The 21376-nt window shown below is 72.0% G+C and carries 17 protein-coding genes; 12 read left to right on the forward strand and 5 right to left on the reverse strand.

The genetic code is table 11. The annotated features are described in order from the left end of the window. Nucleotides 1–202 precede the first annotated feature (202 nt). The 9 genes from nadA (at nucleotide 203) to A6A06_RS29040 (ending at nucleotide 13581) form a co-directional block, all read left to right on the forward strand. Nucleotides 203–1228, forward strand: a complete 1026-nt coding sequence (gene nadA / locus A6A06_RS29000; protein WP_242441003.1) for a quinolinate synthase NadA — start codon at nucleotides 203–205, stop codon at nucleotides 1226–1228. Further along, nucleotides 1225–2850 carry an L-aspartate oxidase gene (locus A6A06_RS29005; protein WP_073765017.1) on the forward strand — a complete coding sequence of 542 codons (1626 nt, stop codon included), beginning with the start codon at nucleotides 1225–1227 and terminating at the stop codon, nucleotides 2848–2850. Before nadA ends, A6A06_RS29005 begins: the two co-directional genes overlap by 4 nt. Then, complete coding sequence (gene nadC / locus A6A06_RS29010; RefSeq protein WP_073765019.1) at nucleotides 2847–3773, forward strand: carboxylating nicotinate-nucleotide diphosphorylase; 927 nt, start codon at nucleotides 2847–2849, stop codon at nucleotides 3771–3773. Before A6A06_RS29005 ends, nadC begins: the two co-directional genes overlap by 4 nt. Next, nucleotides 3770–9343, forward strand: coding sequence for a type I polyketide synthase (locus A6A06_RS29015; RefSeq protein ID WP_073765021.1), 5574 nt, complete (start codon nucleotides 3770–3772; stop codon nucleotides 9341–9343). Before nadC ends, A6A06_RS29015 begins: the two co-directional genes overlap by 4 nt. After that, on the forward strand, nucleotides 9340–10278 hold the full coding sequence (locus tag A6A06_RS29020) for a 3-hydroxyacyl-CoA dehydrogenase family protein (RefSeq protein WP_242441004.1): 939 nt from the start codon (nucleotides 9340–9342) through the stop codon (nucleotides 10276–10278). Before A6A06_RS29015 ends, A6A06_RS29020 begins: the two co-directional genes overlap by 4 nt. A gap of 69 nt (nucleotides 10279–10347) precedes the next feature. Further along, complete coding sequence (locus A6A06_RS29025; protein ID WP_073765023.1) at nucleotides 10348–10599, forward strand: phosphopantetheine-binding protein; 252 nt, start codon at nucleotides 10348–10350, stop codon at nucleotides 10597–10599. Between the two features lie 20 nt (nucleotides 10600–10619). Beyond that, nucleotides 10620–11756 (forward strand): acyl-CoA dehydrogenase family protein, encoded by a 1137-nt coding sequence (locus tag A6A06_RS29030; protein WP_073765025.1) that lies wholly within the window; start codon nucleotides 10620–10622, stop codon nucleotides 11754–11756. Further along, nucleotides 11753–12841: an HAD-IIIC family phosphatase gene (locus A6A06_RS29035; protein WP_073765027.1), complete on the forward strand. Its 1089-nt coding sequence runs from the start codon at nucleotides 11753–11755 to the stop codon at nucleotides 12839–12841. Before A6A06_RS29030 ends, A6A06_RS29035 begins: the two co-directional genes overlap by 4 nt. Beyond that, nucleotides 12838–13581, forward strand: a complete 744-nt coding sequence (locus tag A6A06_RS29040) for an SDR family oxidoreductase (protein WP_073765029.1) — start codon at nucleotides 12838–12840, stop codon at nucleotides 13579–13581. Before A6A06_RS29035 ends, A6A06_RS29040 begins: the two co-directional genes overlap by 4 nt. An 87-nt stretch (nucleotides 13582–13668) precedes the next feature. Here the strand turns inward: A6A06_RS29040 and A6A06_RS29045 are convergent, their stop codons facing one another. The 5 genes from A6A06_RS29045 to A6A06_RS29065 all read right to left on the reverse strand — a co-directional run bounded on the left by A6A06_RS29045 (nucleotide 13669) and on the right by A6A06_RS29065 (nucleotide 18624). Continuing rightward, a complete protein-coding gene (locus tag A6A06_RS29045; protein ID WP_073765031.1) occupies nucleotides 13669–14673 on the reverse strand; it encodes a hypothetical protein in 1005 nt (334 codons plus the stop codon). Further along, nucleotides 14661–15338 (reverse strand): DUF5819 family protein, encoded by a 678-nt coding sequence (locus A6A06_RS29050; RefSeq protein WP_073765033.1) that lies wholly within the window; start codon nucleotides 15336–15338, stop codon nucleotides 14661–14663. The genes A6A06_RS29045 and A6A06_RS29050 overlap by 13 nt, the downstream gene beginning before the upstream one ends. Then, the gene (locus A6A06_RS29055) at nucleotides 15335–15553 is read right to left on the reverse strand and encodes a tautomerase family protein (protein WP_073765035.1); all 219 of its coding nucleotides are present in this window, start codon (nucleotides 15551–15553) and stop codon (nucleotides 15335–15337) included. Before A6A06_RS29055 ends, A6A06_RS29050 begins: the two co-directional genes overlap by 4 nt. A gap of 15 nt (nucleotides 15554–15568) precedes the next feature. Next, complete coding sequence (locus A6A06_RS29060) at nucleotides 15569–16825, reverse strand: DegT/DnrJ/EryC1/StrS family aminotransferase (RefSeq protein ID WP_073765037.1); 1257 nt, start codon at nucleotides 16823–16825, stop codon at nucleotides 15569–15571. Between the two features lie 164 nt (nucleotides 16826–16989). Further along, nucleotides 16990–18624, reverse strand: coding sequence for a (2,3-dihydroxybenzoyl)adenylate synthase (locus A6A06_RS29065; protein WP_073765039.1), 1635 nt, complete (start codon nucleotides 18622–18624; stop codon nucleotides 16990–16992). A 216-nt stretch (nucleotides 18625–18840) separates the two neighbouring features. Here A6A06_RS29065 and A6A06_RS29070 point away from each other — a divergent pair, with 216 nt between their 5' ends. From A6A06_RS29070 to solA, 3 genes are all read left to right on the forward strand, one after another. Then, the gene (locus A6A06_RS29070) at nucleotides 18841–19080 is read left to right on the forward strand and encodes a phosphopantetheine-binding protein (protein WP_199931248.1); all 240 of its coding nucleotides are present in this window, start codon (nucleotides 18841–18843) and stop codon (nucleotides 19078–19080) included. A gap of 61 nt (nucleotides 19081–19141) precedes the next feature. Next, entirely contained in the window at nucleotides 19142–20215 is a 1074-nt protein-coding gene (locus A6A06_RS29075; RefSeq protein WP_073765043.1) for an LLM class flavin-dependent oxidoreductase, read from the forward strand. After that, a complete protein-coding gene (solA, locus tag A6A06_RS29080) occupies nucleotides 20212–21357 on the forward strand; it encodes an N-methyl-L-tryptophan oxidase (protein WP_073765045.1) in 1146 nt (381 codons plus the stop codon). The genes A6A06_RS29075 and solA overlap by 4 nt, the downstream gene beginning before the upstream one ends. Nucleotides 21358–21376: the final 19 nt, after the last annotated feature.

A 21376-nucleotide genomic window follows, 5' to 3' on the forward strand; every position in this document is an offset into this window, starting at 1 on the left:
GCCGTCATGTTAGCGGCCCGCCGGCTGCGATAATCCGCCCGGCCGGGGCAATTCCGTGTTCCTTTAGCGCCGGGTATCCGGTCGGCTGGCGAACCTTAAGGCCGGTTTTAGGGCGCTCGTTTACGTTGTTTCCCTCAGCCACATTGGATCGCCATGGCGTCGGTTGGAAGGGCTTGAACAGATGACGGTGGAAGCAATTTCCGTGGGAGCCTCGTCCGGAGGGGCGCCCGCGGAGGGCGACCTGACCCCGTACGGAGGGGTGGCGGCCGATGCGGCGTGGCGCGACGAGGTGCTCCGCCTCGCCGAGCAGCACAACGCGGTGATTCTTGCGCACAACTACCAGCTGCCCGAGATCCAGGAAATCGCGCACCACGTGGGCGACTCTCTCGGATTGAGCCGGATCGCCGCCGACTGCGAGGCCGACACCATCATCTTCTGTGGTGTCCACTTCATGGCGGAAACGGCCAAGATACTTGCGCCGGAGAAGCGGGTCATCATTCCGGACGCCAGGGCGGGCTGTTCGCTGGCCGACTCCATTACCGCCGACGAGCTGCGCGCATGGAAAGCCGAGCACCCGGGCGCCGTGGTGGTCTCGTACGTCAACACCACGGCGGAGCTGAAAGCCGAAACCGATATCTGCTGCACGTCCTCCAACGCGGTCGAGGTCGTCCGGTCGGTCCCGGCCGACCGCGAGGTCCTCTTCTGCCCGGACCAGTTCCTCGGCGCCCACGTCAAGCGGGAGACCGGCCGGGAGAACCTGCACATCTGGGCGGGCGAGTGCCATGTGCACGCGGGCATCAACGGCCCCGAGCTGGCCGAACAGGCGGCCGCCAACCCGGACGCCGACCTCTTCGTGCACCCCGAGTGCGGCTGCGCCACCTCCGCGCTGTACCTCGCGGGCGAGGGCATCGTGCCCCAGGAACGGGTGAAGATCCTCTCCACCGGCGGCATGCTCGACGCGGCGCGCGAGACCGGGGCACGTTCCGTGCTCGTGGCCACGGAGGTCGGCATGCTGCACCAACTGCGCAAGGCAGCGCCGGAGATCGACTTCCGTGCCGTCAACGACCGTGCGTCCTGCCGGTACATGAAGATGATCACGCCTGCCGCGCTGCTGCGCGCGCTGCGGGAGGGTGCCGACGAGGTGCACGTGGACCCGGAGACCGCCGAGCGCGCCCGAGCGTCCGTACAGCGGATGATCGCCATCGGCCGGCCGGGCGGTGGCGAATGAGCGATCCGCGCTGGGAGGCTCGCGCGGACCTCGTGGTGGTGGGGACCGGCGTCGCCGGCCTCACCGCCGCTCTGACCGCCGGGAGCCTCGGGCTGCGGGTCCTGGTGGTCACCAAGGGTGGCCCCGGCGACGGCAACACCCGGCATGCCCAGGGCGGTGTGGCCGTCGTGCTGCCCGCCGCCCACGAGCCCGGGGACACGGTCCAGCGGCACGCGCGGGACACCCACGCGGCCGGGGCCGGACTCTGCGAAGCGGACGCGGTCGAGCGGATCGTCACGTACGGCCCGGACGTGGTCGAGCGGCTGCGCCGGACCGGTGCCCGGTTCGACACCGGGGAGGACGGTGTCCTCGCCCGCACACGCGAGGGCGGGCACAGCACGTTCCGGATCCTGCGCGCCGGGGGCGACGCCACCGGCGCCGAGGTCGAACGGGCCCTGCTGGCGGCCGCGCGCGACCGCCGCGTCGCCATGCTGACCGGGCACACCGCCCTGGACGTGCTGCGCACGCCCGAGAAAGAGGTGGCGGGCCTGGCGGTGCTGGACGAGACCGCGGTGCCGGGGCTGATCAGCGCCCCGGCCGTGTTGGTGGCCACCGGCGGCCTCGGGCAGCTCTACCGGGCGACGTCCAACGCCGAAGGCGCCACCGGTGACGGGCTCGCCCTGGCCCTGCGCGCCGGAGCGGGCCTGTCGGACCTCGAATTCGTGCAGTTCCACCCGACCGTGCTGTTCACCGGCCCCGGCGCCCGCGGCCGCCGCCCCCTGGTCACGGAGGCCGTGCGCGGCGAGGGCGGCGTCCTGGTGGACGTCCGGGGCGAACGGGTGATGACCGGCGTCCACCCGCTCGCCGACCTCGCGCCGCGGGACGTGGTGTCCGCCGCGATCACCCGCCGGATGGCCGCGACGGAGGCCGACCACGTCCTGCTGGACGCCACACACCTCGGGCCGGAAGCCTTCAGGCGCCGCTTCCCGACCGTCCACGCCATGTGCGCCGCCGAGGGCATCGACGCGGCGCGCGAGCCCATACCGGTGGCGCCCGCCGCGCACTTCGCGTGCGGCGGGGTCCTGGCGACCGTGGAAGGCCGTACCGAGGTACGCGGACTGTACGCGGCCGGGGAAGTCGCGCGCACCGGACTGCACGGGGCCAACCGCCTCGCCTCCAACAGCCTGCTGGAAGGGCTCGTGGTCGGGGAGAGGGTGGCGAGGGCCGTCGCGGACGACCTCCGCGACCGTGCCCCGGCTGCACCGGACGCGGCCTGCTGGCCGGACCGCCCGGTGACCGCTGCCGTCGTCGAACGCGACGTCGTACAGCGGGAGATGAGCCGGCACGTCGGCATCGGCCGGTCGGCGGACGGCCTGGCGGAGGCCGCCGCCACCCTCACCGCCGGTTCGCGCCCGCGGCCGCTCGATAGCGCTCGGGCGGTCGAGGACGCGGCGCTCACCATGACGGCCTCGGCCCTCCTGGCGGCCGGGGCCGAGCGCCGCGAGACGCGCGGGTGCCACGTGCGCACCGACTTCCCGGACACCGATGACATCGCCTGGTGCCGCTCGACGACCGTGCGCCTGGACGAGGCCACCGGGCAGCCGGCCGTCCACCGTCCCGTTCCCCTGAGAGGAGCAGCATGATCGCCGACGCCTGGTCGCCCGCGACCACCGAGCGGCTGCGCGCCGCCGGCCTCGACCCCGCGGACGTCCGCCGGGTGGCCGTGACCGCGCTGGAGGAGGACCTCCGCTACGGACCCGACGCGACCACCGCGGCCACCGTCCCCGCCGACGCGGTCACCGAGGCGGTCATCGCCACCCGGCAGCCGGGAGTACTGGCGGGCATGCCGGCGGCGCTGGCCGTACTGGACCTCGTCACCGGGGGCCGGTTCAAGGCCGCCGAGTGCCGGGCGGACGGCGACCGGCTCGCCCCCGGCGGCGTGGCGCTCCGCGTGTCGGCACCCACCCGTGAACTGCTCGTCGCCGAGCGCACCATGCTCAACCTCCTGTGCCACCTCTCCGGCATCGCCACCGTCACGGCCCGGTGGAGCGACGCGCTGGCCGGAACGCACTGCAAGGTCCGCGACAGCCGCAAGACCCTGCCGGGCCTGCGCCTGCTGGAGAAGTACGCGGTGCGCCGCGGCGGCGGCGTGAACCACCGCTTCGGCCTCGGTGACGCGCTCCTCGTCAAGGACAACCACATCGTCGCCGCCGGTTCGGCGGGCGCCGCGCTGACGGCGGCCCGCGCCCGGGCCTCCGGCAAGCCCTGCGAGGTGGAGGTGACCACGCTCACCGAGCTGGACGAGATGCTGGCCATGGGCGCCGACGAAGTGATGCTGGACAACTTCACCGTCGAACAGTGCGCCGAGGCCGTGCGCCGCCGCGACGCCGCGGGGGCCGGCACCCGCCTGGAGGCTTCGGGCGGACTCACCCTCGACGTGGCCGCCGCATACGCCCGCACCGGCGTCGACCTGCTCGCCGTCGGTGCGCTGACCCACTCGGCACCCGCCCTGGACCTGGGGCTGGACTTCGCCTCGCACACCGAAGGAGGAGAAGGGCACCGATGAGCCGACGCGAGACGGCCGCCCCCGACACCACCGGCACCGCCGACCACCGCATCGCGGTGGTCGGCATCGGCTGCCGGTTCCCCGGCGCCGAAGGCCCCGGGGCGTTCTGGCGCAATCTGAGGAACGGCACCGAGAGCGTCACGTTCTTCGACGAAGAGCAGCTGACGGCAGCGGGGGTACCGGCGGCGCTGCGCGCCGACCCCGACTTCGTCCCGGCGCAGGCCGTGCTGGACGACGAGTTCGGCTTCGACGCGGGCTTCTTCGGCATCAGCCCCCGCGAGGCGGACATCATGGATCCGCAGCATCGGCTGATGCTGGAGTGCGCCTGGGAGGCCCTTGAGGACAGCGGGCGCCGTCCCGACGCGGCGGGACAGAAGGTCGGCGTCTTCGCCGGCGGCTACCGCAGCGACTATCTCCAGCACGTACGCACCGATGGTGACGCTGCGGCGGAGTTCGCCCGGGACGTCGCCAACGACAGCGACTACCTGGCCACCCGCGTCTCGTACAAGCTCAACCTGACCGGCCCTTCGGTGACCGTGCAGACCGCCTGCTCCACTTCGCTGGTCGCCGTGCATCTCGCCTGCCAGAGCCTGCTCCTGGGAGAGTCCGACACGGCGCTGGCCGGCGGTGCCACGGTCCGCTCGGGCCATCAGCGCGGATACCTCTTCCAGCGTGGCGGCATCCTCTCCTCCGACGGGCACTGCCGCGCCTTCGACGCCGGTGCCGAGGGCACCGTCATCGGCGAAGGCGTGGGGGTCGTCGTACTGCGCAGACTGGCTGACGCGATCGCGGACGGCGACCCGGTCCGTGCCGTGATCATCGGCTCCGCGGTCGGCAACGACGGCGCCGACCGGGTCGGCTTCACGGCGCCCGGGGTGCAGGGCCAGTCCGAGATCGTCCGCACCGCCCTGGAGCGCGCCGGCGTGCGGCCCGGCACCATCGGGTACGTCGAGACGCACGGCAGCGGCACACCGCTCGGCGACCGTATCGAGGTCGACGCGCTCGACCGGGCCTTCCGCGCCGCGGGGTGGCGCGAGGGCACCTGCGCCATCGGATCGGTCAAGACCAACATCGGGCACACCCATGCCGCCGCAGGCATCGCCGGGCTGATCAAAACGGTCCTCTCCCTCCAGCACCGGATGCTGCCGCCGACCCTCCACTTCGAGCGGCCCAACCCGCGTATCCGCTTCGCCCGTACGCCGTTCCGGGTCAACGACGAGCTCACCGCGTGGACGTCGGAATCCGGCCCGCTGCGGGCCGGAGTGAGCTCCTTCGGCCTGGGCGGCACGGGCGCACACGTCGTCCTGGAACAGGCACCGGAACCGGTCCGTACAGGGGACGGCGAGTCCCGGGGCGACTGGCACCTGCTGCCGGTGTCCGCCCGCGACGCGGAGGGCGCGGAACGGGCGGCCGAGCGACTGGCCGCCCACCTCCAGGACCACCCCGGCCTCCGGCTGGCCGACGTCGCCCGGACACTGCAGAACGGCCGACGCCACTTCCCGCACCGTCGGGTCGCCGTCGCCCGTGACCTGGAGGAGGCCGTCTCCGCGCTGCGCGGCGCGGCCGCCGACGCCCTCTTCGCGGGCGAGGCGGCGGACGGCGCGCCGCCGGTGGCCCTCCTGCTGACCGGCCTGGGCGACCAGTACCCCCAGATGGGCCGTCAGCTCTACGAGACCGAGCCGGTCTTCCGCGCCGAGGTGGACCGCTGCGCGGCCCTGCTGCAGGAGCGTTCCGGCATCGACTTGTTGGCCTCCCTCTACCCCGGGCCCGCGCCCGCCGACGCCCCTGAACAGGGCCCCGACCTGCGCAGGCTCCTCGGCCGCGGCACCGCCCCCGAGACGGGCCTGAGCGAGACGGCGCAGGCCCAGCCCGCCCTGTTCGTCGTGGAGTACGCACTGGCCAGGCTGCTGGAGCACTGGGGTGTCCGCCCGGACGCGCTCATCGGCTACAGTCTCGGCGAGTACGTGGCGGCCTGCCTGTCGGGCGTGCTCACCCTGGAGGACGCGCTGGCGCTGGTGGCCGCGCGGGCCGGGCTGATCGGCCGGCTCGCGCCCGGGGCGATGCTCGCGGTGCCGCTGCCCGAGCCGCGGGTCCGCCCCCTGCTCGGCGACCGGCTCTCCCTGGCCGCGGTCAACGGGCCGGATCTGTGCGTGCTTTCCGGGGAACCGGAGGCCGTCGCCGCCGTCGAGGCCGCCCTGGCGGCGGAGGGCGTGGCCGCGCGGCGGCTGAACGCCTCGCGCGCCTTCCACTCCGTCATGATGGAGCCGGTCGTCGAGGAGTTCACCGAACTGGTCGCGGGCTTCGTACTCAAGCCGCCGGCCATTCCGTACCTGTCCAACGTCACCGGCGACTGGATCACGGACGAGCAGGCCACCGACCCCGCCTACTGGGCACGGCACCTGCGCGAGCCCGTCCGCTTCGCCGACGGCGTCCGCAAGTTGTGGACCGAACCGCGCCGGGTCCTCCTCGAAGTCGGTCCCGGCGCCACGCTGGGCGGCATCGCCCTACGCAACCGCCCCGCCGAGGAAGCCGCGGAACAGCTGGTCCTCGCCACGCTGCCGCCGTCGTTCGACCGGCGGCCGGCAGCCGGTTTCCTGCGCGGCACGCTCGGCAAGCTGTGGCTCGCCGGGGTGCCGGTGCGGTGGCCCGCCCTCGCGGGCGGACCGACGAGGGTCGCGCTGCCCCCCACCCCCTTCGACCGCCGTGAGCACCGCGTCACCTCCCGCTGGGAGACCGCGCAGGTCACGCCGGAGGCCCCTGCGCTCGTCCGCAAGGAGAACGTCACCGAGTGGTTCTCGGTGCCGGGGTGGGAACCGCTGCCTCCCCTGCTCTCCGGGACCGGCTCCGCCGACGAGCCGGCCACCTGGCTCGTGTTCCTCGACGGCCAGGGCGCCGGCGACCACGTCGCCGCGCGTCTGACCGAGCACGGACACCGGGTGGCGACGGTCCGGCCCGGTGCGGCGTGGGGGGAAGCGGACGACGGGTGCTACACCGTGCGGCCCGGCCGGGCCGAGGACTACGACGCCCTGCTGCGGGAGCTGGAGCGTACCGCCGGCCTGCCGCGGCACATCGTGCACTGCTGGACCGTGACCGGACCGGACGACCGCCCGGACACCGGCGAGCTGCGGCGGCGCGCCTTCGACAGTCTGCTGTTCCTGTCCCAGGCTCTCGGCAGGACGGGCGACACCGGCGAGACGGCGGTCACCGTCGTCTCCAGTGACCTGCACCCGCTGCACGGCGGCGACTCGCAGCCGCTCAAGGCCCTCCTCCTCGGCCCCACCCAGGTGTGGCCGCGCGAAACCGCGGGCGTCAGCTGCCGCAGTGTCGACATCAGCCTCACCGCACCCGCGAGCCGCCGCGACCTCCCCCGGGCCCTGGACGCCCTCGTAGCACAGCTGCACCAGCCGGTCACCGACACCCGCATCGCGCTGCGCGGCACCGGACGCTGGCGGCAGGTGTACCTCCCCGTCCCCGCGGACGGGGAGCAGCACGGCAATCCCCGGCTGCGCCAGGGCGGTACGTATGTGATCACCGGGGGCCTGGGCGGCATGGCCCTGGAACTGGCGGGCCACCTGGCCCGGACAGCCGGTGCCGACCTGGTGCTGATCGGCCGCCACGGACTGCCGCCCCGCGAGGCGTGGGACGGCCTGACGGCCGGACCGGGGGCCGATGCCGCGCTCGCCCGCAGGATCGAAGGGGTGCGCCGGCTGGAGGAACTCGGCAGCCGGGTCGACGTCGTACGCGCCGACATCACCGACGGCAGGGCGCTGACCGCGGCGATGCGGCAGGCCGTGGAGCGCTTCGGCGCCGTGCACGGCGTCGTACACGCCGCGGGCGTACCCGGCGGCGGCCTGATGCAGCTCAAGGACCCCGAGGCGGCGGCCCAGGTGCTGGCTCCGAAGGTGAGCGGCACACTCGCGCTCCTCGACGCCTGCCGCGAGGTGGCACCGGACGTGGACTTCGTCGTGCTGTGCTCCTCGCTGCTGTCGGTCACCGGCGGCCTCGGCCAGGTGGACTACTGCGCGGCCAACGCCTTCCTGGACGCCGTGGCCCACCACCACGAGGCCCTCGGCGGCCTGCCGGTCACGACGGTCAACTGGGACGCCTGGCGCGAGGTCGGCATGGCCGAGCGGACCGTCGGCGAGAGCGCCGGGGAGACCGTCACGGCGATCGCCCACCCGCTGCTGCAACGGCGCCTCACCGCCACCGGGCGGCACGCGGTCTACGCGGCGGACTTCAGCGCCGACCGCAGCTGGCTCGTCGACGAGCACCGGATGCTGGGCCACCCGGTCGTTCCCGGCACCGGTCACCTCGAACTGGTGCGGGCCGCGGTGGCCGACCACGCGGGCCGGGAGCTGCGTGACCTGTCGGACATCACCTTCTTCTCACCGATCGTGGTGGACGAGGACCGGCCGCGCGAGGTCCGCGTGGTGCTCGACCGCACCGGCGACGCCTACGCGTTCTCGGTGGTCAGCCGGTACGACGGCAAGGCCGCCTGGCAGCTGAACTCCACCGGCCGGGCGACGGCCGCCGGCCCGGAGCGGCTGCCGGCCGACGGGCACCTGGACGTGGCGGTGCTGACCGGGCCGGACGGCCTACGCCCGGTGGAGCGTCCGGTACACGAGGGGCCGATGGGCTTCGCGGGCCGCTCGCTCTGCCTGGAGCGGATGTACGCCAGTGACCGGGAGTTCCTGGCCCTGCTGACCCTGCCCGAGCCGTTCGCCGGCGAGGTTCCGGGCCTGGCCCTCCACCCGTCGCTCATGGACCTCGCCACCGCCTTCGTCGGGGTGCACGCGGCGCACGAGTTCCGCATCCCCATCTCCTACGGCCGCATCACCCAGTTCGCACCGCTCACCGCGCGCGTCTACAGCCACCACCGCTACGCGGAAGCCGACCGCGCGGGGCAGGAGACCCTCTCCGCCGATGTGACGATCACCGACGAGGACGGCCGGGTACTGGTCAGCGTCGAGGGCTTCGTCCTGAAGCGCACCGGTGACCTCACCGAACGGCTGGCGGGTCTGCGGAACGGCACGTCCGACGAGATCGTCGGCTACCGCTTCCCCGAGGCGGAACGGGAGCGGGAAGCTCCGGGTGTCGCCTTCCTGCGCCAGCAGCTGGAGCAGGGCATCCTGCCCGCCGAGGGCGTGGAGGCCTTCGACCGGATCGTGGCGGCGTCCCCGGGCCCCCAGGTCGCGGTGTGCACCCAGGGCCTGCACGCGGTGATGGAGCAAGTGGCCGCGGAGGGCGCGCAGCCGGAGGAGACCGCGGCGGACGGTGCCTCGGCCGCCCCCGCCCATCCCCGGCCGCATCTGATGACCCCGTACTCCGCCCCGGGGGACGGGACCGAGAGCGCGCTGGCCGCGCTCTGGCAGAGCCTGCTGGGGCTGGACCGGGTCGGCGCCCACGACAACTTCTTCGACCTCGGCGGGCACTCCCTGCTGGGCATCCAGCTCGCGGCGCGGCTCCGGGCCGACCTGGGCGTGGACGTGGCCGTCGGCACCATCTTCAACGCGCTCACGGTCGCCGAGCTGGCCGTGGTCGTGGACCGGCTGCGGGAGGGGACCACGTGACGGCCGCCCGGCGGACGGCCCGCCCCGCGGGCCAACGGATCGATTACGGCATGGAGGAGAACATGGAAGCGCTGTGTACGGTGGGTGTGGCCGGCGCCGGGGTGATGGGCCGCGAGGTGGCCCAGGTGCTGTCCCAGAACGGGCTGCGGGTGGTCCTCGTAGACGTCTCCCAGGAGGCGCTGGACGGGGCCCGCAAGGCCATCGGGCAGAAGGTCCGCTTCCAGCGCATGCTGGGCGACGACGGGCCGGTGGTCCCGGTGGCCGAGCTGCTGGAGCGCATCACCTTCGCCACCGACTACAGCGGTTTCGCCGAGGTGGACTTCGTCATCGAGAACGTCACCGAGGACTGGGAGACCAAACGCGTCGTGTACGCGGAGATCGACCGGCTCTGCCGGGAGGACGTGGTCTTCGCGGTGAACACCTCGTGCATCCCGATCACCAAGGTCGCGGGGTCGGTCTCGCGCCCGGACCGTGTCATCGGAACCCACTTCATGAACCCGGTCACCCAGAAGCCGGTCGTCGAGGTCATCCGGGGGCACCACACCTCCGACGCGACCGTCGCCACCACGCGGCAGCTGCTCGCGGCGACGGGCAAGAAGGGCATCGTCGTGAACGACGCGCCCGGCTTCGTGTCGAACCGGGTCCTCATGCTGACCATCAACGAGGCGGTCTTCCTCCTCCAGGACGGCGTCAGCACGGTCGAGGACATCGACGAGATCTTCCGGACCTGCTTCGGGCACAAGATGGGTCCGCTGGAGACGGCCGACCTCATCGGACTGGACACGATCCTGCTCTCGATCGAGGGCCTGTACGAGAGCTTCGCCGACAGCAAGTACCGGCCCTGCCCGCTGCTCCAGCGGATGGTGCACGCCGGGCTGCACGGCCGCAAGAGCGGGCGCGGCTTCTACGACTACGGCGGACAGGCCGCCGCCTGACGTGCGCGGCCGCCGGGCGGCCCCGTCCCGTACCCCTGATGTTCGCAACACCACCACAGAGAGGCCCCGATGGACGACATCAAGTCCGCCACCAGGACATTCATCGGCAAGTACGTACGCAATCGCGAACTGGCAGACCACGAGGACCTGTTCGCCTCGGGCTTCGTGAACTCGCTCTTCATCATGCAGCTGGTGATGTTCGTTGAGAGCGAGCTGGGGACACCGGTCGCCGACGAGGACCTTCAGATGGACAACTTCCGCAGCGTGGACGCCGTGGCCGCCTTCGTGGCGCGCAAGGCCGCCGCCACGCCGGCCGCCTGACGACCACGGGGGACACCACGATGCAGTTGACGGCGCGGCAGGAGAGCCTGTCCGCGGAAGCCCGGTCCTACGTCGCCCGGGAGATCGCACCGTACGCCGACGCGTGGGACCAGCGGCAGGCCGTGCCGGATACGGCCGTGTCCGGCTTCGCCGCGCAGGGGTACCTCGGTGCGCTGGTGCCCCGGGAGCACGGGGGCGCAGGGCTCGACGCTGTCTCCTTCGGGCTGCTGAACGAGGCGATCGGCCGAGGCTGTTCGTCGATGCGCAGCCTGCTGACCGTGCACAGCATGGTGGTGCACGCGGTCACCCGCTGGGGTGGCGAGCGGCAGCGCGCCGAGTGGCTGCCCCGCCTCGCCACCGGAGAGAGCGTCGGCGCCTTCGGCCTCTCCGAGCAGGATGCCGGAAGTGACGCCGGGCGGCTGAGCACCACGGCGGAACGCCTGCCGGGAGGCGGCTACCGTCTCAGCGGCGGCAAGAAGTGGACGACGTTCGGGCAGCGGGCGGACGTCTTCTTGGTCTTCGCCCGCCTGGAAGGCCAGATCACCGCGTTCCTTGTCGGGCGCGAGACACCCGGGCTGGAGGTCGTGCCCGTCACCGGCATGCTCGGCACACGGGCGTCCCTGCTGGCCGAACTGCGGCTGGACGACTGCCGGGTGCCGGACGACGCCCTCGTGGGGCGGCCCGGTTTCGGCCTGACGGCGGTGGCCACCAGCGCGCTCGACATCGGCCGGTACAGCGTGGCGTGGGGGTGCGTCGGCCTGCTCGCCGCATGCGCCGACGCGTCCATGGCGCACGCCGGGGAACGCGTCCAGTTCGGCAAGCCACTGGCGGAACACCAGCTGGTACGCCGCATGATCGCCGACATGGTCACCGACACGGCCGCGGCGCGGCTGCTCTGCCTCCGGGCGGGACGGCTGAAGGACGCCCGCGACCCGGAGACCGTGAACGCGACCTGGATGGCGAAGTACTTCGCGTCCGTCAAAGCGTTCCGCGCGGCGGCCGACACCGTACAGATCTTCGGGGCCGCGGGGTGTGCCGAGGGGCATCCGGCCCAGCGCATGCTGCGGGACGCGAAGATCATGGAAATCATCGAAGGAAGCACCGAAGTGCAGCAGGACTACCTGGCGCAGGCCGCGCTGCGGGAGCACGCCGTATGAGCGGGACGGGCAAGACCGCCAAGTGCGTCGTGTGGGACCTGGACCACACCGTCTGGGACGGCGTGCTCCTGGAAGACGGGCAGGTCACCCTGCGGCCCGGCGTCGCGGAGACCATCCGTACCCTCGACGAGCGCGGCATCCTTCACTCGGTCGCCAGCCGCAACGACCACGCGGCCGCCCTGGCCAGGCTCCAGGAACTCGGCCTGGCCGAGTACTTCCTGCACCCGCAGATCAACTGGGGCCCCAAGTCCGCCTCGGTACGGGCCGTGGCCGAGGCGCTGAACATCGGCCTGGACACGATCGTCTTCGTCGACGACCAGCCCTTCGAACGGGACGAGGTCTCCTTCGCGGTGCCGCAGGTGCGCTGTCTGGACGCGGCCGTGGTGCCGGAGCTGGCGGACATGCCGGAGCTGATGCCGCGGTTCGCCACGGAGGACTCCCGGCGCCGCCGGGAGATGTACCGGGCAGACCAGGCCCGCAAGACCGCCGAGGAGAACTTCGACGGGGCACAGGACGAGTTCCTGGCCGGCCTGGGCATGCGCTTCGAGATCGCTCCCGCGAGCGAGTCCGACCTGCAGCGCGCGGAGGAACTGACCGTGCGCACCAACCAGCTGAACACGACCGGCGTGACCTACTCCTACGAGGAGCTCGACGCGTTCCGCGCGTCGGACCAGCACCTCCTGCTGACCGCCGCCCTCACCGACCGGTACGGCGCCTACGGCACCATCGGCCTGGCGCTGGTGGAGACCGGCCGGCCGGACTGGCACCTGCGGTTGCTGCTGATGTCCTGCCGCGTGATGTCGCGCGGCGTGGGCACCGTCCTGATCAACCACGTCAAGCGGCGGGCCCGGGACGCGGGCGCCCGGCTGGTCGCGGACTTCGTGCCGACCGACCGCAACCGGATGATGTACGTCTCCTTCAAGTTCAACGGCTTCGACGAGATCTCCCGCGAGGACGGCCTCGTACGGTTCGCCGCCGATCTGTCGTCGATCCCGCCCGACCCGGCCTATCTCGACCTCCGGGTGTCCGCCCCTCCCCCGCCCGTCCCTTCCACTCCAGCAGCTCCGCACACCGAGGACGCATGATGAATCTCTCCCAGAAGAAGGCGCTGGTCACCGGGGGCTCGCGCGGCATCGGCCGCGCCGTCGTCGAGCGGCTCGCCGCCGAGGGCGCCGACGTGGCCTTCACCTACCGCGAGCGCGAGGCCGAGGCCGAGGCGGTCGTAGCGGCCGTGGAGGCCGCCGGGCGTACCGCACACGCCCTCCGCGTCGACCTGACCGGGGTCGCCGAGGTGCGCCGCATGATGCGGGATGCGCACCGTCTCCTGGGCGGGCTGGACTTCCTGGTGAACAACGCCGCCGCGGCCGCCACCGCGACGCGTATCGACGCGGCGACGGAGGAGGAGTTCAACGGGGCGATGGCCGTCAACGCCCGTGCCGTCTTCTTCTCCCTCCAGGAGGCGTCGCGGCTGATGAACGACGGCGGCCGTGTCGTCAACCTGTCCACCGCCAACACCGCCCTGCCGGTCCCCGGCGTGTCCCTGCACGCCGGCAGCAAGGCGGCCGTCGAGCAGTACACCCGGGTGGCCGCCCAGGAACTCGGCCCGCGCGGCATCACCGTCAACGCGATCTCGCCGGGCGCCACCGACACCGAGCTGCTGCGGGCCAACATCACCCAGGAGGGCATGGAGCTCGCCGTCAAGATGACGCCGCTGGGCCGGATCGGCGAGCCGTCGGACATCGCCGGCGTGGTGGCCTTCCTCTGCGGCCCGGACGGCGCTTTCGTCAGCGGCCAGAACCTGCGCGTGACCGGTGGCATGGTCTGACCCCGCGCCCCGTCACCGGCGGGTGACAGGGGAAGAGCCCGGCCGGTCGGTGACCGGTCGGGCTCTTCGTCGTACGGGGGCTGCGGTTCAGACGGTGCTCAGCTCCTCGGCCGCCGGTTCGGCGGGGGCCGGTGCGTTGCGGCGCCGCCGGGCCGCCACCCGCTCGCGCAGCCGCCGTACACGCTGGAAGAGCGCCGCGTAGTCGGCGTCGCGCACGATCACGGCGTCGATGGCCATCATGGCGAGGCCGAACGTCATCAGGCCCATGCCAGCCATGATGCCGATGTGCATCGCGGCGATGCCCAGGACCACCGCTTCGCGGAACCTGCGCCGTGCGGTGAGGGCGGCCGGGACGGCGAGCAGCTGCACGGCGATGGCGAAGTAGGAGACGAACGTCGTCAGGAGCACGCTGTTCATCAGCCCGGGAAGCGCGGAGCTGTAGGTGTACTGCCAGACGTGGCTCACGTAGTAGAGCGCGGTGCCCTCCTGCCACTGCGGCGCGGCCACCTTCCACAGGGCGGAGACGGTGTAGACGACGCACGCCTGGAAGACGATGAGCAAGGCCGCCGTGTTGTGGAGCGAAGTGCGCAGGTGCGGCTCACCGGTGCGCTGCTCCAGCCGTGCGCGTACCCGCTTGGACAGCGGGCTGAAGTGGGCGTTGACCGTGCTGCCCAGCAGCAGGATCAGCACGATCCCGGTGAGCGCGTCGCCGCCCTCCCACATGGTGTAGTTGCGGTGGTAGATGGAGGTCATGAACACCGCGTGGACCAGTGTCAGGCTCCGGGACCCGAAGACCGTCCAGGCGAGGGAGACCGCCATGCCGGTGAAGTACACGAGGTCGAACCAGGTGGTGCTGTCGCTGAGCGCGTACAGCGAGAAGATGTGCTGGTCCCCGGTGAGGGCCTTGAAGGCGGTGAAGCTGGAGTAGCTGTCCGGGCCCCAAAGGAACCTGCTGTAGGAGATGTTGGAGGCGTAGTAGAGTGTGGTGCTCAGGCCCAGCAGGATGCGGCAGAGCGACAGGCCTACGAGGTACCTGGGCCGACTGGAAAAGCCGCGCAGCGCGTTCGCGGCGGACGTCTTCAGCTTGTCCATGGCTGGGCTCCGGGCCGGTAGTCGAACCAGCCGAGGTCGGTGAAGACCTCGGAGCGTGGCTCCTGGGACGAATGACGTGCGTCGAACCGTTTCACGGGCGTGTAGGTGTAGTAGGCGCGCAGCCGGGTGACCTTGCCATCCAGGTGGAGCTGGTCCACCAGCGGCGACAGGACGGTGGTGGTGTCCGTCTTCGCCGCCTGCCACAGGGCCTTCAGCTCGCTCTGCTGACCCGCGAAGTCGGAGAGGGCCTTCTTGCGTGCCTGGTCGACGGTCACCTGCTTGTCGTGCAGGCTGCCCAGCTCCACGCCGATGTACAGGCCCACCGCGCCCATGCGGTTGGGCGCGACGCGGACCTCGCGGGCGGTGTCGGCCATCTTCCGGGACAGCGACTTCGGTTCGGTGGTGTGCCTGCCGGACGCGTTCTGGTACTCGACCTGGTAGAAGACCTCACCGTTGTAGTCCACCGAGTACGGCGCGAGGAGCATCCAGCTCTGCCGGAAGTACGTGTCGGCGACGGGGGCGACCGCCTTGTACGCCTGGGTCCGGGCGGGCGATTCCGGGGCGTTGACGATGAGGGTCATGGCGGCGCAGGCCAGGCCGAGCAGGGGCGGCAGCGCCGTGCTCAGCAGTTTCCACCGGCCCGCGCGGGTGCGGGACGCCGTCATGGCCGGGGTCCCGCTGCCTGCGGGGAGGGCCGGCCGTGGGTGGCGCCCCCGATGCCCCAGCGGTGGGCGGGGACCGGTGTGAGGACCACCCAGGTCTGGTCGCGGACGTCCTCGCCGAACACGTTCACCGCCGCCTGGGTGATCTGTTCGACCAGTTCCCGCTCGGTCTGTTCGGTGAGGCGCTGTTCGAAGATCTTGACTTCGACGAAGGGCATGATGGCTCCTGAGGGTCAGACGGTGGCGGCGGTGTCGCCGCGGAGGTTCGCGTCGGTGCCCGTGACGGCGGTAAGCCCGGCCGCCAGGGCGTCGACGAGGTGGTCGACCTGGGAATCGTGCAGGCCCGGGTGGCAGGGCAGGTTCATGTGCTGCTCGAACCAGAGGTGTTCGGCGACCGGGCACTCGCCGGGGCGGTGACCGCGGAAGTTCCACTCCGGGGTCAGGTGCAGGGGGAAGTAGCGCAACTGCACCTCCACGCCCCGGGCGTCAAGTTCGCGCAGCAGCGCTTCCCGCATCTCCCGGTCGCGCACGAGGAAGGTGTAGAGGTGGTAGGCGTGCCCGTAGCCCTCCGGCGCGCGGACGGGCCGGGCCCCGGGGAACGCGGAGACGACCTCGTCCAGCCGGCGGGCGATCATCCGGCGGCGGTCCACCAGTTCATCCAACCGGTCCAGTTGGGCCAGGCCCACCGCGGCAGCCGCCTCGGACATGGTGGCGTTCGTGCCGGCGCCGCGGATGCCGACGCAGGCGCGGTCGTAGATCTCGTCGGCGAACATCATCCAGGGCAGCGCGGCGGGCGGCCGCCCCGGGGCCGTCCCGTGGCGGACGTAGACGCCGTCCACCGCGTTGTCCCGGTAGCGCCGCACCCGCTCCGCCCAGTCGTCGCGGCCCAGGGTGATCATGCCGCCCTCGCCGAGGGTGGTGATGTTCTTCGTGGAGTGGAAGCTGAAGGTCGCGATGTCGGCCAGCGCACCGGGCCGGCGGCCGTGGTAGGTGGCGCCCAGCGCGTGGGCGCTGTCCTCGATCACCGTGATGCCGCGGGGCCTGGTGAGCGCCATGACGGCGTCCATGTCGGCCGGGCAGCCGCCGTAGTGGACCAGGATCACGGCCCGGGTCCGGTCGGTGATCAGCCGCTCCAGCGCTGCCGGGTCCATGTTCAGGGTGAGCGGATCGATGTCGCAGAAGCGGACCGTGACGTCCAGGTCGAGCAGCGGCTGGATGCTGGCCTGGAAGGTCTGCGGCGTCACGATGACCTCGTCGCCCGGAGCCAGGTCCAGCAGCCGGATGGCGATCTCCAGCGCGACGGTGCCGCTCGTCACCGACAGGGCGTGGCGGGCGCCGGTATGGCGGGAGAAGGCGTCCTCGAAGGCTTCCCGCCATCCTCCGGCGGAGAGCGTGGTGCCGGAGGTGACGAGCTGTGCCAGGGCGTCCAGCTCCCGGTCGCCGATGACGCTGCCTCGGCGGCCGCCTGGCACGACGTAGCGTTGCTGCATGCGGAGGTACCCCCATGACGGAGAGACGTCCCGAGCAGTGCGGGACGTGGGCTGATGGGTGCCCGTGGGACGGGGCCGAAGGAGTGGGCCGCCGAGGGCGCGCCCCGGCCGGGAGGCCCTCGCCGCAGTGCGGGGGGGGGGGCGTCCCGGCCGGGGCGTATGTGTCAGTCGGCGGCAGCCAGGCGCTGTGCGAGTTCCGTGGCGAGTGACTTCTTGTCGACCTTGCCGAGCCCGGTCAGCGGGAAGGCGTCGATCACTTCGAGGCGGTCGGGCAGCTTGTACTCCGCCAGCCCGCGGGCGCGCAGCAGGCGCTTGAGTTCGGGCAGCCGGGGCGGCTCGCCGGCCGGTACGACGAAGGCGCAGACCCGCTCGCCCAGGATCGCGTCGGGCATCGCGACGACGGCTGCCTGCTGGACCCCGTCGTGCGCGGCGGTGACGTGCCGTTCCACCTCGGTGGCCGAGACCTTGTCCCCGCCGCGGATGATGACGTCCTTGACCCTGCCCTGGACGACCATGTCCCCGTCCTCGGTGAAACGCACGAGGTCACCGCTGCGGTAGAAGCCGTCCTCGGTGAAGGCGCGGGCGTTGTGCTCCTCGGCGCGGTAGTAGCCGCGCAGGGTGTACGGGCCGCGGGTCAGCAGTTCCCCGGTCTCGCCCGGGGCCACGGGCCGGTCCTCGGTGTCCACCACGCGGATCTCGTCGGCGGGCGAGATGGGCCTGCCCTGGGTGGTGAGGACCCGGTCGGCGGGGTCGTCGTAGCGGGTGAAGGTGAGCAGCCCTTCGGCCATCCCGAAGACCTGCTGGAGCCGGCAGCCGAGGGTGGGCGTGACCCGTGCGGCCACTTCGGGGTGCAGTTTGGCGCTGCCGATCTGGAGCACCGAGAGGCTGCTCAGGTCGCGCTCGGTCCACTCGGCGGCGTCCAGCCACATGTGCGCGATGGTCGGCACGCACGAGGTCATGGTGACCCGCTCCCGCTCGATGAGCGCGAAGCACTCGTCGGGGTTCGGGGTCCTGGCCAGGACGGCCGTGCCGCCCACGCTCAGGGTGCCCAGCACGCCGGGGCAGCCCCAGGTGAAGTTGAACTCGATCGGCAGGACCGCGAGGTAGACGGTGTCGCCGTCCAGTTCGCAGGCCTCGGAGGCGGCGCGGATCTGGTAGGCGTAGTCCTCGTGGGTCCGCGGGATCAGTTTGGGCAGTGCGGTCGTCCCGCCGGACAGGAGGAAGAACGCGGGGTCCGCCGGGTCGGCGCCGGCCGGCTCGTCCGGGACCGGCGGGTGGGCCCCCGCGGCCGCCAGCTCTTCCAGTGAGCTGTGCGGGCCGGGGTCGCCGAGGACGAACACCTCGCGCAGGGCCGGGGCCGAGGCGAGTACCTCGGTGGCGAGTTCGCGGTGGTCGAAGCCCTGGTGGATGTCGGGCACCACGTAGGCGACAGCGCCGGAGTGCGTGCACAGGTGGCTGATCTCGTGGTGCCGGTGGGCGGGGAGCGCGAAGACGGGCAGCGCCCCGAGCCGGAAGAGGCCGAAGCAGACGGCGACGAAGTCCGGTGTGTTCGGGAGCTGGACGACGACCCGGTCGCCCGGCTGGACGCCGCGTGCGGCGAAGCCCGCTGCCAGCCGGTCGGCCCAGGTGTCGAGCTCCGTGTACGTGAGGTGTTGGTCACCGCCCACGAGAGCGGTCCGGCTGCCGTACTCGGCCGCCCAGCCGCGCAGCAGCCGGCCGAGCGTTTCCCCCCGCCAGTATCCGGCCTTCCGGTACCTGGCTGCGGTGGCCTCCGGCCAGGGAACGCATCCGTCCAGCATTTCCAGTCCTTTTCTGCAGGCATCGCAATGATGTTTTCCGGGGCTGATATTTTGCTGATGCTAACCGAGTCACCGGCGCGCCAACACCCTGAATATCCGGCGCTTTAGGGCACGTCGCAACACCTCAATAGTCTCTTTTAAGGGGCCTTTTAGGGGTGGCGGCTAGGGTTGATTCAACTTAGTCGTCAGACGGATCCGAACGGTGCGGTGCGTAAATTGAGTAACCAGGGAGTAATTCCGGAGAGCAAGTCGGACCTGCAGCGCATGCTCGCCGACCGGCTCGGCGCCAGCACGGACGAAGTCACCGACGATGTCAATCTCCAGGATCTCGGCCTCGACTCGATCGGCGTCATGGGCATCGTGTCGGGCTGGCAGCGGCACGGCCTTCGGACCGAGATCGCCGAATTCACTGCGGCGCCCACGCTGAGGGCCTGGTGGGAACTCCTCTCCCGGTGACACCCGGGCCGGCCCCACTGTGCCGGGGCATGTCATCCCTCAGCAAGCCATTGGAGTCTCGATGCAGTTCGGTGTGAATTTCTTTCCCGTTGTCGACCCGGCGAAGAAGGCCGCGAGCGACTACTTCGACGAGAGCCTGCGCCTGGTTAACCTGGCCGAGGACCTCGGCTTCGAGCACGTGCAGTGCGTAGAGCACTACTTCTCGCCATACGGCGGCTATATGCCCGACCCGGTCACCTTCCTCACCGCGGCAGCCGCGCGCACCAGCCGGATCCGTATCGGCACCGGAGCGGTCATCCCCGCCTTCACCCACCCGCTGAAGCTCGCCGGCAAGCTGGCGATGCTGGACAACCTCTCCCACGGCCGACTCGACGTGGGTTTCGGCCGCGCCTTCCTGCCGCAGGAGTTCGAGGCGTTCGGGATCGACATCGACGAGAGCCGGGCGCGCTTCACCGAGGGCGTCGAGGTCTGCCGCCGCCTGTGGTCCGAGCAGGACGTCGTCTGGGAGGGCTCCTTCCACAGCTTCGGGCCCGTCACGATGCTTCCCGAGCCGGTGCAGAAGCCGCACCCGCCCATCTTCATCGCCTCCGCGATGAGCCCCGACTCGTGCGCCGCCGCCGGCCGCGCCGGCCACCACCTCCAGGTGGTGCCCTCGGTGACGTCCCGCGAGCAGCTGCAGTCGATGCTGGCGGGCTACCGCGCGGCATGGCACGAGGCCGGTCACCCCGGTAGCCCGCGCATCCAGATCAAGTACACCTGCTACGTGGCGGAGGACCGGGCGACCGCGCTCGACCTCGCCGAGAACTTCGAGCTGAACTACGTCGAGAACATGGCCGAGGCGGTGTCGAGCTGGGGCCGGACGCGCAGCGACGCCTACCGCGGCTACGAGCAGTTCGTGGAGAAGGTCAAGAAGTACGACTTCCGACAGTCGCACGCCGACAACAAGGTCCTGGCCGGCACCCCGGACGAGGTGCGCGAGCAGATCGCCGTCCTCGTGGACTGGTTCGGCGCCGACCCCGCCCTCAGCCTCCAGTTCAACCCCGGCCACATGCCCTACGTGGACGCGGAGCGCGCCATGAAGCTCTTCGCCGAGCACGTGATGCCCGCGTTCGCCGACCGGGAGCCGACGGCATGACCAGGACGCCCGACGCGGACGTCGCGGTGGTGGGGCTGGGCGCCTGGGGGTCCTCGGCCCTCTGGCAGCTGGCCTCGCGCGCAGTGCGCGTCCTCGGCTTCGAACGGTACGGCCTGGGTCACCCGTTCGGCGCGTCGCACGGCGGCAGCCGGATGTTCCGCGTCACCTGCCTGGAGCACCCCGGCCTCGTACCGCTGGCCAAGCGGTCCCGGGACCTGTGGCAGCGCCTGGAGACCGTCTCCGGCCGGACCCTGTTCGACCGGGTGGGCGCGGTGCTCATGGGGCCCGCGGACGGGCACATCGCGGGGGGATCGCTCAGGGCCGCCCGGGAACACGACCTGCCGGTGACCACCCTGACCGCCGCCGAACTGGGCCGATGGCTGCCCCAGCACGCGGCGTTCGACGACGGGGACATAGGCGTCAGGGAGCCGGACGCGGGGCTGATCAGGCCGGAGGAGGCCGTCCGGGCCGCCGTCGGCGCGGCGGCCGACGCCGGTGCGCGGGTCTTCACCGACACCCGGGTCACGGAAGTCGCACTGACCGGTGACGGCGCCGTGGTCCGTACTCCCGTCCGCGACTTCCACGTCGGCCAGGTCGTGGTGACGGCGGGGCCCTGGCTCGACACCCTGGTGCCCGGCCTGCCCCTGGAGACCGTGCGCGTTCCCCAGACATGGTTCCGGCCGGCCGGCGACCCCGCCCCCTTCACCCTCGACCGGCTGCCGCCCTTCATGCGGGAACTCGGCGGGCGCGGCGCCATCTGGGGCCACGGCTCCCACCACGGCCCCGACGTCAAACTGGGCCTGGAGGACGGCGGAAGCGCCTTCCGGGTCACTCCCGCCGACGACTGCGACCGCGGCGTCACCTCCGACGACTGGACCACCGTCGCGGAGCTGCTGAGCGAGGCGGTGCCCGGGATGGGCGCGGCGCCCTCGCGCACGGAGATCGGCATGTTCAGCCGCACCCCCGACAAGCAGTTCCTCATCGGCCGACCGCACGGTGACCCCCGCCTGGTCATCGGCGGCGGCTGCAACTTCCACGGCTTCAAGCACGCCACCGGCATCGGAGAGGCGCTGGCCGACATCGTGCTCGGCCGGCGGACCAGCTGCCCGCTGGACTTCACCGATCCCAACCGATTCCTATAAGTCTTCGCCGGGAGAAAGT

Source organism: Streptomyces sp. CB02923, assembly GCF_001905005.1.
Classification (GTDB): domain Bacteria; phylum Actinomycetota; class Actinomycetes; order Streptomycetales; family Streptomycetaceae; genus Streptomyces.

What these genes read in the sequence shown, in the direction of transcription:
- A6A06_RS29005 (WP_073765017.1), top strand. Translation starts at nt 1,225, where the DNA reads ATGAGCGATCCGCGCTGGGAGGCTCGCGCGGACCTCGTGGTGGTGGGG.
- nadC (WP_073765019.1), top strand. Translation starts at nt 2,847, where the DNA reads ATGATCGCCGACGCCTGGTCGCCCGCGACCACCGAGCGGCTGCGCGCC.
- A6A06_RS29015 (WP_073765021.1), top strand. Translation starts at nt 3,770, where the DNA reads ATGAGCCGACGCGAGACGGCCGCCCCCGACACCACCGGCACCGCCGAC.
- A6A06_RS29025 (WP_073765023.1), top strand. Translation starts at nt 10,348, where the DNA reads ATGGACGACATCAAGTCCGCCACCAGGACATTCATCGGCAAGTACGTA.
- A6A06_RS29030 (WP_073765025.1), top strand. Translation starts at nt 10,620, where the DNA reads ATGCAGTTGACGGCGCGGCAGGAGAGCCTGTCCGCGGAAGCCCGGTCC.
- A6A06_RS29035 (WP_073765027.1), top strand. Translation starts at nt 11,753, where the DNA reads ATGAGCGGGACGGGCAAGACCGCCAAGTGCGTCGTGTGGGACCTGGAC.
- A6A06_RS29040 (WP_073765029.1), top strand. Translation starts at nt 12,838, where the DNA reads ATGATGAATCTCTCCCAGAAGAAGGCGCTGGTCACCGGGGGCTCGCGC.
- A6A06_RS29045 (WP_073765031.1), bottom strand. Translation starts at nt 14,673, where the DNA reads ATGGACAAGCTGAAGACGTCCGCCGCGAACGCGCTGCGCGGCTTTTCC.
- A6A06_RS29050 (WP_073765033.1), bottom strand. Translation starts at nt 15,338, where the DNA reads ATGACGGCGTCCCGCACCCGCGCGGGCCGGTGGAAACTGCTGAGCACG.
- A6A06_RS29055 (WP_073765035.1), bottom strand. Translation starts at nt 15,553, where the DNA reads ATGCCCTTCGTCGAAGTCAAGATCTTCGAACAGCGCCTCACCGAACAG.
- A6A06_RS29060 (WP_073765037.1), bottom strand. Translation starts at nt 16,825, where the DNA reads ATGCAGCAACGCTACGTCGTGCCAGGCGGCCGCCGAGGCAGCGTCATC.
- A6A06_RS29065 (WP_073765039.1), bottom strand. Translation starts at nt 18,624, where the DNA reads ATGCTGGACGGATGCGTTCCCTGGCCGGAGGCCACCGCAGCCAGGTAC.
- A6A06_RS29075 (WP_073765043.1), top strand. Translation starts at nt 19,142, where the DNA reads ATGCAGTTCGGTGTGAATTTCTTTCCCGTTGTCGACCCGGCGAAGAAG.
- solA (WP_073765045.1), top strand. Translation starts at nt 20,212, where the DNA reads ATGACCAGGACGCCCGACGCGGACGTCGCGGTGGTGGGGCTGGGCGCC.